The following is a 12846-nucleotide window of genomic DNA, read 5'->3' as shown; positions in this document are numbered from 1 at the left end:
TTTATCGGGCCGAATCCATAGTGAACGTAACTTGGGAACACCGATGATCGGGCGACTCCTGCTGTTTTACGTTTTCACGTTGAGTGGCGGAAGCGCCGTGCGCGCGTCCAGTACCAGTAGACCGGAATCCCCGCGAGCGTGATCAACACGCCCATGCCGGCGTCACGAGGATTCTGCCAGACCGTGGTCGCGACGACCCAGGCGACCACGACGAGAAACAGCATCGGCAACAAAGGATAGAGAGGCATCTGGAAGGCCGGGGCGGCGCCTTCGGCGCGCGCGCGGCGATACCAGAACAGCGTCGCGATCACCGCAGCGATGCCGATCCAGTCGCCGACGGTCGAGTAATTCAAGAGCTGCTCGAACGTGCCGGTCAGGGCGAGCACGCTGGCCCACGCCGCGAGCATCAGCAGGGCCGTATTCGGCGAACGCCAGCGTGGGTCCAGCTTGCCCGCGGAGCGGAAGAACACGCCGTCCGCGCCCATCACCTGGAACACGCGCGCCGCGCCGATCAGCGAGATATTGACGAAGCCCAGAGTCGAGATGGCGATGCCGAGCGCGATCAGGCGCGCGCCGGGTTCGCCGAATACATGGCGCATCACGTCGGCGGCCGGCGCTTGGCTCGCGGCGAGGCCGGCATGGCCGAGCACCGCAAGATACGCTGCGTTGGCGAGTACGTAGCATCCCGCGACGAGCAGCATGCCGAGCAGCAGCGAGCGCGGCAGGTTGCGCTGCGGATCGCGGATTTCTCCGGCGATGTCGTTGACGTAGTACCAGCCGCCATAGGAAAACAGCACGGGCATCATCGCCCCGATCAGCGTGAGCGGCTGGATCGGCGGCGGCGGTGCCGTCGGGGCCGGCGCACCGCCGGCGGCGAGGCCGACCGCAATCAATACACTGAGCGCGAGCAGTTTCAGCACGGTCAGGATGTTCTGGGTCAGCGCGCCGGCGCGGATGCCGAACCAGTTGATTCCGGTCAGGAACACGATCGTGCCGACAGCCCACGGTGCCGGGTTGGCGACTTTGATGCCGAGCGCCGCGCCGAAATATTCGACGAATACGGTCGAGACCGCGGCGATCGCGCCGGAATGATTGACGATAAGAAGATTCCAGCCGTAGACAAAGGCGACGATGAGGCCGAAGGCTTCACGCAGATAGACGTAGCCGCCGCCGGCGTTCGGCCGCCGCGCGCCGAGTTCGGCATAACACAGAGCGCCGATCAGAGCGATGACGCCGCCGAGGCTCCAGGCAATCAACTGCTCGGTCGCCGAACCGGTCTGCTTCGCCACCGCCGCGGGCACGCGGAAAATGCCCGAGCCGATCACGCCGCCGACCACGATCATGCTGGCGTCCCAGACGCCGAGCCGGCGCAGATAGCCGGGCGCCGATGCCGTGGACGAGGAAGACGCGGCTTCGTTGGACATGCGGGTGGTTCCCTGATCGGATGGCCGAGCATGGCGAACTCGCGCGCGGCTGTCGAGATGCTGGCGCGGCAAATAAGTACTGCTGCTCAATCCACGGCATCGAGGTGCCTGCGCTTGGAGGGCGGATTGCTCTGCGCGCACAAACATCGCGAAAAACAGATGCGCAAGCTCGATTTGCACAGCGACATCGAACTTACTGCGTTCACCGTATTGCTTGCGTTCGACGTCGGCCGGACAAACTCAGGTAAACATTCGCGCAATCGCGGCAACAACCGCGCCGCTCCCCGAAGGAAGCGGCGACGGGTCCGGGCGCAGGCTCCCGGAAGAACGGATCACTTGCCGGGCATAAGTCCGAGCATCCAGGAGAAATCCTGCGAGATCGAACCGGGCGTGACCGGCGTGCAATTGCCGTGCGGGTTGGAGGAGCAGGCATAGCCCACCGCCGACCATCCGTTCGCCGGGCCGCCGAAATTGTCTTCCACGTGGCCGGGCTGAGGCAGGCTGCCGTCGTAGTAGGCGTATCTGTGGCAGGTGATGCACGACGCGGTGCCGGGGTTTACGCCTGCGTTGAACTCCACGAACGAATTGCCCAACGGGATCGGCGTGGTCTGCGCACTGACGAACTGAGTCTGCGCACCGGTGAGGAAATAATTGTTGAATGCCGGATCGAGGCCCGCCGACGCCATCAGCTGTTTCAACTGCGGGCTCTGTGGCACGGTCGTGCCTTTGCCGTAGGGCGTCTTCGATGTCGTGCCCCAGGGATCGAAGCAGGTGTCGTAGAGGTTCGCATCGCAGCGGTTCGGATTCGTGATCGTACTCGCGGGCTCGAACGTCGCCCACAGCCAGTCCGGCAAAACCTTCGAGGAGATATGCAGGCCGACGAGTGCGTAGCAGGTTCCGTTGATCGTTTCCGTGTACAGCGAATGCGTCGGATCGGGGCATTGGAACGACGGATTGAACGAACTCGTCGGCACCCAGTCGGCCTTGACCTCGATCGCATCCCACGGGAAGGTGATCGCGCCGCCCTGTCCCTTGGCATACGCCTGCTGGCCGGTGAGGGTGATCAGCCCGTTGGTCTTGACGAAATTCGCTTCGGGCGGATTCACGTACACCTCTTCGCAGAACTGCGCTTTCGCAGTGACGTTCGACGGAGGCGGATATCCGTTGAGTGTCGTGGTCTGCATCGGTGTGCATTCGATGCCCTTGTCGGTCGCGTCGGCGGCGAGTCCTCTCAGCCCGCGCAGTGACCGCGCGAGCGGGCTCACATGAAATACGCGCTTCTTGCCGAGCAGCGCCTGCGGCGGCGGGCAGCCGATCATGTTCGGATTGAGCTTGCACTGCTCGGTCCACGTCTCGAACGTCAAGCCGCCGTTGGCGGGCTTCATAGCCTGCACGAACAGGAACCACGCATATCTCGCTGCGGCATCGGAATCGGCCGCGCTGGCCGGCCGCTTCGAGATGTCATCCGCCGTGGCCGGCGCCTGCGCCGAGGCTCCGCTCAGGGAAATGATGGTCAGCAATGCGGCGGTGAGAACTCGTTTGTTCATTGGCACTACTCCTCATCGAATTGGCGACTGCACGCCGTCGCCCGCGTTGGAAAATGGAATCGATCGTGGTGCGTTCTCCGCGAACGGTTGTGCAAGCGATCCGCTTCGACGCGGTCGCGTTTTTTATTGGTTGCAGCTACGGCATACCGTTCACGACGAAACGTCGGAGTGCCACAGCGAACGTCCGCAGCGACGGCACCGCTGCGGAAATCGGAGACGTGTTGGGATTGCCGTGATCGAGACGTTGGCCTGCGTGCATGCGCAAGCGCCGACGCAAAAGCGCGTCGCTAGCGGCGCAACGACTCGTTGCACTCTCGCACTGACCGTACGGCGCGCATGAGCGCGCGGCAGATTCGATCATGGCCTGCCCCCTGAAACGAGTACGTACCCATGTCGATTGCGAGCGGAATGCAGCGGGCGCGCAGTCGAAGGCACATACGGCAAACGCGGTATACGCCAGTTGCCGATGTCGATTCTGTGCGCCGACGCAAAAAAAATCGGCGCCGTTGCGGCGCCGATTCCAGGATTGTGACCCGTGATGCGTTTAGAACGTGTATTTCGCCGTCACCATCATCGACCAGCGCGAGACGACACGGCTCGGATCGTAGAAGCCGCCGTCGTAGATCGTGAGCTGCTGCGGCTGATAGTTGCCGTTCTTGTCGGTCGGCAGCGAATAGACGTACTGGCCCTTCGAGTTGACCCCGGCATAGTTCGCCAGTGTGCGCGTCGGATAGAGGCCGGTGTTATACACGTCGCCCCAGTGCTTGTTGAGCAGGTTGAGGAAGTTGAAGATGTCGAGACGGATCTCGCCCTTGTTGCCGTTGAAGATGCCGGGGATCTCCTGCGCGAGCGACAAGTCGAACGACGTCACCCACGGCGTGCGCGCACCGTTGCGCCCGGCGATCATGCCGCGATGGCCCGACAGGTACTTGTCGTTGTTGAGGTACTGCCAGAACTGCGCGATCGCCTTGTCGCTCGTGCCCGGCGCGAACGCCATCTTCGGATCGTTGATCGAAGGAATGTAGACCGGATCCCAGCCGGCGACGTTGTCGCCGTTCGCGTCGTTGCCGAACACCCAGGTGTACTGGTTGCCGGTGCGGCCGCTGTAGAAGATCGACGCCGTGCTCTTGTAGTCGCCGAAGAAGGCGTGCTGGTAGGTCATCGACGCCTTGATCGCGCGCGCGATGCTGTAGTTCGACGTCGAGGAGATGTTCTCGTTCGGGTTCGTGCGCGCGATGCGGCGGTAGCCGTCGAACGCGATCGTGTCGGAACCCGGGTCGGCATCGGTCGCATGGCCGAAGGTCACGCTCACGTTGCCCGAGAGACCGTCGGTGAACGGCTTGGTCAGCGCCAGGGTCAGGCTGTCGGACTTGCCCTTGTGCGTGTTCGTGAGCAGGGTCGAGGTCGGGGCGAAATCGCGGTTGCGGTTGGCCAGCCAGTCGGTGCCGTTCGGTGCCTGGCCCGGCGTCTTCCAGAACTGCTGACGGCCGTCGGGCAGCGTGCCGGTCGGCGCGCCGAAGTTGATCGCCTGGTAAAGAATGCCGTCCTTCACCTTGTTGTGCTGGTACTCGGCCGTGGCGAGCAATCCCCACACCGGCAGTTCGCGATCGAGCGCGAGGCTGAACTTCCACGCGGTCGGCAGCTTGAAGTCCTTGGCGATCGTGTCAACCGAACCCGCACCGCCGCCGGCCGGAATGTTCTGGTTGTACGGATCGGGACTGAACGGCGCCTTGGTCGGATCGCCGTTGGTGTACGAGAGCAGGGTGACGCCGTTGTTCTGATACGGGTTGGTCAGCCACACCGTCGGTGGCGAAGTCTGGAACAGGCCGATGCCGCCGCGCAGCTGAGTCTTGTACTCACTGTCGAAGTTGTAGTTGAACGAGACGCGCGGCTCGATCACCTTGTTGCTCGACGACACCGTGTAATTGTTCGGATAGCCGAACGCCTGGGCGAACTTGGCGTTGTACTGCGGCGGTTTGTTCGCGTCGGGGATGTCCATGCGCAGGCCGTACTGCACCGACAGCTTGTCGTTGACCTGCCAGGTGTCCTGGATGAACGGGCTGTACTGCGTGTAGGTCCACGCGCCGGCGATGTCGTTCAGACCGAAACCGGACGCCGGGTGATACAGCGAGTACTGCGAATACTTGCCGGCGAGGAAATTGTCGAGGCCCCAGAACTGGTACACGCCGAATTCGGCCTGGCCGAACAGGTTGAAGATCTTGTTGCGCTGGAAGTCGAGGCCGCCCTTGATCGCGTGATCGCCGAGCGTGTAGGTGCCAGCCAAGAACAGCGAGGTCTTCTTGGTCTCGATGTAGTTGTAGTGGCGGTACTGTTCCTTGCCGAGAAACACCGACGGACCGGTGCCCGACGGCGACAGATTCACCTGCACCGACGGCTGGTCGTATGGCGCGGTCGTCGCCTGGGTGAACTTCTGGTAGCCGACCTTGGCTTCGGTGGTGAAGTTGTCGCCCCAGTCGGAGAACAACTGTGCGACGTAGTTGGTCGTCTTGATCGCCTTGGTCCAGGTGTAGCTCGACAGGCCCACGGTGGACGGTCCGTTGCCGCCGACCGCCGGCTGCGATTCCTTCGAATTCTGGTACGAGAAGCTGGCACGGTGACGGTCGGAGATGTTCCAGTCGATCTTGGCCAGATAGCGCTTGTCGTCGTAGGTCAGCGCCGACGAGCCGCCGAAGCTGCCCGGCTTGAGGCCGAGCTTGGTCGCGGCGTCGATCACCTTCTGCAGGTCGCCCGGCGAGACCTTGTTGCTGGTCGAGGCGCCGTTGCCGAGACTGAAGTCCATGCCGTTGAGCGAGTCGGCGCCGATGCCGGTGGTCTTTTCCTTTTCCGCGGAGAGGAAGAAGAACAAACGGTCCTTGATGATCGGACCGCCGACATTGAAGCCGTAGGTCGCGTCCTTGTCGTAGCCGTTGTACTTGTAGCCCGGCGTGCCGCTCGGCAGCCAGCCGGCATCGCCGACCAGGTGGTTGGCATTGCGGTAGGCGTAGTAGAGCGAACCGTGGAAATCGTTCGTGCCCGACTTGGTCACCGCGTTGACGTCGGCGCCGACAGTGTCGGCGACCACGTCGAAGTTCGCGGTCGAGATGTTGTACTGCGCGATGGCTTCAGGCGAGATCGGCGACTTGAGGTAGGGCAGGCCGTTGGCGTTGAGGCCGAACGGGTCGCCCTGGGTTACGCCGTCGACGGCGATGTTGTTGTAGCGGTTGTTCATGCCGACCGCGGAGATCGCACCGGTGCCCTGGTTGACCACGTTGACGCGCGGGTCGAGGCGGACCACGTCGTCGATCGCGCGGTTGCCCATCGGGATCGCCTGCAACTGGCGCTGCGAGATGTTCGTCGCCAGGCCCTTGTTGTCCGGGGCGAACGTCAGCGCGAGCGCCGAGGCGCTGACGGTGACGCCTTCGAGCTGGGCGGCGCCGGCGGACGATGCCGCGGCCGTGGTCAGATTGATCGAGGAAGGCTGACCGAGCTGCAGGTAGACGTCGTTCTGTTCGGCGACGGGCTTGCCGCCTTCGTTCGCCTTGACTTCAAACGGGCCGCCGACGCGCAGGCCCTGTGCGGAATAGCGGCCTTCGGCGTCGGTCGTGACCTCTTTCGAGGTGCCCGAAGGCACGTGCACGATCGTCACTACCGCGCCGGCGACCGGCTTGCCGGCGGCGTCGAGGACGCGGCCATTGATACCGGACGTGGTGATGTTCTGGGCATTTGCCGTGGTGATCGCCAGTAAGGCGGCGATGGCGACGGGCAGGGCTTTGGCGCGAACGGAAACAAACATCTAGAGTCCTCGATGTGAAAACAAGTGTTAAGCGTATTTTACAATTGTTACAACGTAACGGAACATGCTGCGCCGCCAGATGAGCGGGTTCGGTTAGCTCGATCACGAAAACTGCGACAGTGGCCGCAGTCGCGGCGCCGATCTGTGCGGGCGCAGCATTTCGCCTTACTATTGCCAGCTCGCTGCGCTTTGCTGCGCAGCTCCGCTCTTCTTCCACCAACAACGGGAATCATCGTGAGTGTGAATGCCGCGCCTGTCTCCGGCGCCCAGTGGGTCGTTCTCAAATTCGGCGGTACCAGCGTTTCGACGCGGCCGCGCTGGGACAAGATCGCGGCAATCGCCAAAGGAAAACGGGCGCAGGGCAAACACGTGCTGATCGTGGTCTCGGCGCTGTCGGGCACGACCGACAAGCTCAAGGCGATCTGCGACGGCCACGCCGACCACGGCAAATGCCGCGCGGTCGCCGACGACATCGTCGCGCGCCACCGCGCCATGTTCGCCGAGCTGGAATTGCAGGACGCTGGCGCTCTCGACGCCTGGCTCGGCAAGCTCGAAGCGCTGCTCGCCGATCCGCGCCGCGGCGAAGGCGCGCTGACCTGGCAGGCCGAAGTGCTCGCGCTCGGCGAGATGATGTCGTCGACGCTCGGCGCCGCCTATCTCAGCGCGTCCGGCCTGACGACGCGCTGGCTCGACGCGCGCGAGCATCTGCTCAGCGAGGCGCTGCCGAACCAGAGCGCATGGGGACGCTATCTCTCCGCGCAGGTGCCGACCTCGCGCGACGCCGCGCTGATCGCGAAACTGCCGGGACTCGGCGAGACCTTTATCACCCAGGGCTTCATGGCGCGCAATTCGGCCGACGAAACCGTCATCCTCGGCAGGGGCGGTTCCGACACCTCGGCGAGCTACTTCGGTGCCTTGCTCGACGCCGAGATCGTCGAGATCTGGACCGACGTCGCCGGCATGTTCAGCGCCAATCCGCGCAGCGTGCCGACCGCGCGCTTGCTGTCGCGCCTCGACTACGAGGAAGCGCAGGAAATCGCCACGACCGGCGCCAAGGTGCTGCATCCGCGCTGCATCAACCCGGTGCGCGAGGCCGGAGTGCCGCTCGCGATCAAGGACACGAACTATCCCGACTTCGCCGGCACCGAGATTTCCGCCGCGGTGGCCGAAGCGCTGCCGAGCGTGAAAGCGATCTCCTCGCGCACCGGCATCACCCTGATCTCGATGGAATCGATCGGCATGTGGCAGCAGGTCGGCTTTCTCGCCGACGTGTTCGAGATCTTCAAGCGCCACGGCCTGTCGATCGACCTGGTCGGCACGGCTGAAACCAACGTCACCGTCTCGCTCGACCCGACCGAAAACCTGGTCAACACCGACGTGCTCTCGGCGCTGTGCACCGACCTCGCCGAAGTGTGCCGGGTGAAAGTGATCTCGCCGTGCGCGGCGATCACCCTGGTCGGGCGCGGCATGCGCTCGATGCTGCACAAGTTCTCGTCGGTGCTCGCCGAATTCGGTTCGCTGCGCGTGCATCTGATCTCGCAGTCGTCGAACAATCTCAATCTGACCTTCGTGGTCGACGAAAGCGTCGCCTCCAACCTCGTGCCGCAACTGCACGATCTGCTGATCAAGGCCGAGGCGATGCGCGTCGAGGACGCCGCCGTGTTCGGCCCGAGCTGGGGCGACCTGTACAAACCCGCGCAGACCAAGACCACGCCGTGGTGGCGCACGCGCCGCGACGAACTGCTGGCGCTCGCGCAGACGGCGACGCCCGCCTACGTCTACGATCTCGCCACCGTGCGCGCGCAGGCGCAGGCGCTGCACGGCACGATCAAGGCGGTCGACCGCTGGTACTACGCGATCAAGGCCAATTCGCATCCGGCGCTGCTGCGCGAAATTGCCGCCCAGGGCTTCGGCCTCGAATGCGTTTCGCCGGGCGAGCTGGCGCGCGCACGCGAGGCGGTCGGTGCGCAGGTCGATCTGCTCTACACGCCGAACTTCGCTACGCGCGAAGACTATGCCGCGGGCATCGAAGCCAACGCGCGCCTGACTCTCGACAACCTGCATCCGCTCGAACACTGGGGCGAGCTGTTCGCCGGACGCGAAATCGAGCTGCGCATCGATCTCGATTTCGCCCGCGGCCACCACGACAAGGTCAAGACCGGCGGCGCCGCGTCGAAATTCGGTCTCGCCTTGAACGAGCTCGACGAGTTCCGCCGCCTGGCCGCCCAGCACGACGTGCGCATCGTCGGCCTGCACGCGCATCTCGGTTCCGGCATCCTCGATGCGAAGCACTGGAAGGAAGTGCACATCCAGCTTGCGAGCATCGCCGAGAAGATCGGCACCGTGCGCTCGCTCAACGTCGGCGGCGGCTATGGCGTGCCGGCGCGCCCCGACGAAGCGCCGCTCGATCTCGCCGCGGTCGCCGCGAATCTGGCCGAAGTGAAGGCCGCGTATCCGCAATTCGAACTGTGGAGCGAGCCGGGTCGCTTCCTCGTCGCCGACGCGGGCGTGCTGCTCGCGCGCGTGACCCAGTTGAAGCGCAAGGGCGAGTTCCGTTACGTCGGCGTCGATGCGGGCATGCACACGCTGATCCGCCCGGCGCTGTACGAGGCCTATCACGAGATCGTCGACCTGACGCGCATCGACGAGCCGGCGAACGAACTCGTCCAGATCGTCGGACCGATCTGCGAATCGGGCGACGTGCTCGGCAGCAATCGCCGCCTCGCCGCCGCGCAGGAGGGCGACGTGATCCTGATCGCCCAGGCCGGCGCCTACGGCGCGGCGATGTCGTCGGACTACAACCTGCGCGGACGCGCGGTGGAGATCGTGCTGTGAGCGCACCGACCGCCGACAAATTCGCCGATCCGCGTGCGGCCAAAGCCTTCCGCTTCGTTGCCTGCGATTTCGATGCGCAGAGCGGGACGGCGAGCCTCGCCTATGCGTTCGACGACGGCCCACTGCTGACCGAGCGCATCGTCTTCCCTAATGCGCCCGCGTTGCCGCGCGAGCGCGAAGCCGCGTTCAACGAAGCACTGCGCCTGCTGCACCTGACTGCGGGCGTTAGCTACTACAAGGCCGGCATTCCGCCTGAGCTGCGCGTCGAAACCGGCGCGCTCGATGCGGACACGGCCGCGTACCTCCACGAGCTGTACTTCCACGGTCTCGCCGAGTTTGCCTATCAGAACAAGCTCGATTTGAGCGAGCGTTTGTCGTCGCTGCTCCCGCTCGGAGAAGGTGACACGGCGCACCGGGCGAGATTAGGGGCCGTCGACTCCGATTCGGTTTCGGGAGAAAGCAAAAAGTTGAATCTCCCGCGCCGCACGCTGCTGCCGATCGGTGGCGGCAAGGACTCGCTGGTCGGCGTGGAACTGTGCAAAAACGTCGGCGAGCCCGCGACCGCGGTCTGGATCGGCGACTCCGCGCTGATCGCCGCCTGCGCCGAACGCACCGGCCTGCCGCTGCTCAATATCAAGCGCCATATCGCGCCGGAACTGTTCGAGTACAACCGTCGCGGCGCCTACAACGGCCATGTGCCGGTCACCGCGATCAATTCGGCGATCCTCGTCTGCGCGGCGATCCTCTACGGCTACGATGCGATCGCGTTTTCCAACGAGCGCTCCGCGTCGAGCGCGACGCTCGAATACCTCGGCCGCCAGATCAATCATCAGTGGAGCAAGTCGCTCGATTTCGAGCGCCACCTGCGCGCGCAGATCCAGGCGCGCATCGCCGCCGATCTCGATTATTTCTCGCTGCTGCGTCCGTGGTCGGAATTGGCCGTCGCGCGCGAGTTCGCCAGGCATTCGCAGTACGACGCGGTGTTTTCGAGCTGCAACCGCAACTTCCGCATCCTCGGTGAACATCCGTCCGACCGCTGGTGCGGGCAATGCCCGAAATGCCATTTTGTTTTCCTCGCGCTTGCGCCGTTCGTCGCCAAACCGCGCCTGCTGAAAATCTTCGGCCGCAACCTGCTAGACGATACGGCGCTCGCGTCGGGTTTCGACGCACTGCTCGAGTACCGCGATCACAAGCCGTTCGAGTGCGTCGGCGAAGGCCGCGAGTCGCGCACGGCGATGTACGCGCTGACCCAGCGCGCCGAATGGCGCGAGGATGCGCTGGTCGTGCGCTTCTCCAGGGAGATTCTGCCGCAGCTCGATCGCGGCGAACTCGCGTTCGAGCCCTTGCTCGCGTCGGCCGCGGAACATTTTCTGCCCGAGCGTTTCGCCTCCATCCTGAATGCGCATCGCTGACGACGCTGCGACGGGACCGCGCCTCTCGGCGCTGGCGGGCAAGCGCGTCGCCATCTGGGGCTATGGCCGCGAGGGCAGGGCGGCGCTGTCCGTTCTGCGCCGGCGCTTTCCCGATCAGCCGATCACCTTGTTCTGCAGCGAAGCAGAAGCCGGGAACCTCGCGGCGCATGGCCTAGGCGCTGGATTTGACGGGCACGGTTCTTTATCCGAATTGGAGAAGAACGAACGCCACGCGCATAAACTTTCTTCGTCACAAGACGCGCAAGCGTCACATCCTGCTGATTCCGGCATCAAGGTGATCACCTCTTCGCCCGATGCCGCTGCGCTGTCGCACTTCGACGTGGTGATCAAGTCGCCCGGCATCAGTCCCTATCGCGAGCCGTATCTTTCTGCGCAGCAGGCCGGCGTGCGCTTCACCTCGGCCAGTGCGATCTGGTTCGCCGAGCGTCCCGATGCAAAAACGATCTGCGTCACCGGCACCAAGGGCAAGAGCACGCTCGCATCGTTGGTCGCGCATCTGCTGCGCAAGAGCGGCAGACTCACCGCGCTTGCCGGCAATATCGGCCTGCCCCTGCTCGAACTGCTCGATGTCGAAAGCGAACCCGACTGGTGGGTGATCGAACTGTCGAGCTTCCAGACCCGCGATTTCGCCGGTGCGTCGACGATCGCCGTGGTCAACAATCTCTACGAAGAACATCTCGACTGGCATTTGACGCGCGAAAACTACGCAGCGGACAAACTGAGCATTGCGCAGGCTGCGCAGCGTATCGTCGTCAACGCCGCGCAGCCCGAACTGGTGCAGCTCGCGGCACGCGATTTTCGCTACGCATTCAATCGCCCCGAAGGCTGGCATCTGCGCGAAGCCGCGATCTGGCGCGGCGACGAACGAGTTCTCGCAATCGACGAGATTCCGCTGCCGGGCGAGCACAACGCGCTCAATGTCTGCGCCGCGCTCGCCGCGGTCGAGGCCGCAAGCGAGTTCGAGGCGGACGAAGGGAGACGACCGCCGCTCGATCTGCGTGACGCACGGCGGCTGCGCGAACATCTCGCCGAGTTCAAGGCGCTGCCGCACCGCCTGCAGCATCTCGGTGCGCGTGGCGGCATCGACTACGTCAACGACAGCATCTCGACGACGCCCTATGCGGCGATCGAGGCCCTGCGCAGCCTGCACGGCCACGCGACGACGATCCTGGTCGGCGGTTTCGATCGCGGCGTCGACTGGCGGCCCTTCGTCGACTTCGTCGCGGAACGTCCGCCGCGGGCGATTGTCACGATGGGCGCGAACGGCGAAGCGATCGCGGAAGCGCTCGGCCGCATAGCGCATCCCGGATTCCAGCTCGAATCCACGCGCATGCTGGCCGACGCATTCGTGCGCGCGCAGACGCTGACCGAGGCAGGCGGCACGATCCTGCTTTCGCCCGGCGCACCGAGCTTCGACCAGTTCACCGACTACGCCGAGCGCGGCCGCGAATTCGCGCGCCTGGCCGGCTTCGATCCCGCTGCAATCGTACAGATCGAAGGTCTCGGCATCGCCTAAGACCCTCTATCGGTCGCGCTTGTCGATTGTCTGTCGCGATCGCGGCCGGTGGAAGTGCTCGCAATTGATTTTTTTGGTCACACGGCCTAGCGCGCCAAGCGTTGAATGCAGAGTGCGAAGATTTCACGAATTTCATTATGGGCGGTCGATAATTTTCGGGTAAATTCGAGCATACTCGGCCGAGATGAAAGTTAAGTGCTAATCGGGTTCATTTCGGGTTTGGTCTTACTCGTGTGGAAACGTGTCAAGTATCTCTGTTAAAAACGACTTTGCTTTCGATTGCGTCAGTTGAGTGTGG

7 protein-coding genes are annotated in these 12846 nt (G+C 64.1%); 4 read left to right on the top strand and 3 right to left on the bottom strand.

From position 1 onward, the window contains the following. Window positions 1-74: 74 nt before the first annotated feature. Together FFS30_RS12340 and FFS30_RS12335 are read right to left on the bottom strand one after the other, a co-directional pair. Window positions 75-1424 (bottom strand): amino acid permease, encoded by a 1350-nt coding sequence (locus tag FFS30_RS12340; protein WP_137913426.1) that lies wholly within the window; start codon window positions 1422-1424, stop codon window positions 75-77. A gap of 332 nt (window positions 1425-1756) precedes the next feature. Next, complete coding sequence (locus FFS30_RS12335; RefSeq protein ID WP_137913425.1) at window positions 1757-2971, bottom strand: hypothetical protein; 1215 nt, start codon at window positions 2969-2971, stop codon at window positions 1757-1759. A 53-nt stretch (window positions 2972-3024) separates the two neighbouring features. Between FFS30_RS12335 and FFS30_RS12330 the strand changes: the two genes are divergently transcribed. Continuing rightward, window positions 3025-3207, top strand: coding sequence for a hypothetical protein (locus FFS30_RS12330; protein WP_137913424.1), 183 nt, complete (start codon window positions 3025-3027; stop codon window positions 3205-3207). A 308-nt stretch (window positions 3208-3515) separates the two neighbouring features. Here the strand turns inward: FFS30_RS12330 and FFS30_RS12325 are convergent, their stop codons facing one another. Next, on the bottom strand, window positions 3516-6764 hold the full coding sequence (locus FFS30_RS12325; RefSeq protein WP_137913423.1) for a TonB-dependent receptor: 3249 nt from the start codon (window positions 6762-6764) through the stop codon (window positions 3516-3518). A 240-nt stretch (window positions 6765-7004) separates the two neighbouring features. Here FFS30_RS12325 and FFS30_RS12320 point away from each other — a divergent pair, with 240 nt between their 5' ends. Genes FFS30_RS12320 through murD form a run of 3 tightly spaced genes read left to right on the top strand, consistent with a single transcriptional unit; the run spans window position 7005 to window position 12548 of the window. Further along, on the top strand, window positions 7005-9599 hold the full coding sequence (locus FFS30_RS12320) for a bifunctional aspartate kinase/diaminopimelate decarboxylase (protein WP_137913573.1): 2595 nt from the start codon (window positions 7005-7007) through the stop codon (window positions 9597-9599). Beyond that, window positions 9596-11011, top strand: a complete 1416-nt coding sequence (murL, locus tag FFS30_RS12315; RefSeq protein ID WP_137913422.1) for a UDP-N-acetyl-alpha-D-muramoyl-L-alanyl-L-glutamate epimerase — start codon at window positions 9596-9598, stop codon at window positions 11009-11011. The genes FFS30_RS12320 and murL overlap by 4 nt, the downstream gene beginning before the upstream one ends. Next, entirely contained in the window at window positions 10998-12548 is a 1551-nt protein-coding gene (gene murD, locus FFS30_RS12310) for a UDP-N-acetylmuramoyl-L-alanine--D-glutamate ligase (RefSeq protein WP_137913421.1), read from the top strand. The genes murL and murD overlap by 14 nt, the downstream gene beginning before the upstream one ends. Window positions 12549-12846: the final 298 nt, after the last annotated feature.

It is taken from the genome of Rudaea sp. 3F27F6, from assembly GCF_005503555.1.
Taxonomy (GTDB): Bacteria; Pseudomonadota; Gammaproteobacteria; order Xanthomonadales; family Rhodanobacteraceae; genus Rudaea.
This window is presented reverse-complemented; position numbering and strand designations above follow the sequence as displayed.

Excerpts from the sequence above, each read along its gene's own strand:
- FFS30_RS12340 (WP_137913426.1), bottom strand. The coding sequence starts at position 1,424 with ATGTCCAACGAAGCCGCGTCTTCCTCGTCCACGGCATCGGCGCCCGGC.
- FFS30_RS12335 (WP_137913425.1), bottom strand. The coding sequence starts at position 2,971 with ATGAACAAACGAGTTCTCACCGCCGCATTGCTGACCATCATTTCCCTG.
- murD (WP_137913421.1), top strand. The coding sequence starts at position 10,998 with ATGCGCATCGCTGACGACGCTGCGACGGGACCGCGCCTCTCGGCGCTG.
- FFS30_RS12325 (WP_137913423.1), bottom strand. The coding sequence starts at position 6,764 with ATGTTTGTTTCCGTTCGCGCCAAAGCCCTGCCCGTCGCCATCGCCGCC.
- FFS30_RS12330 (WP_137913424.1), top strand. The coding sequence starts at position 3,025 with ATGGAATCGATCGTGGTGCGTTCTCCGCGAACGGTTGTGCAAGCGATC.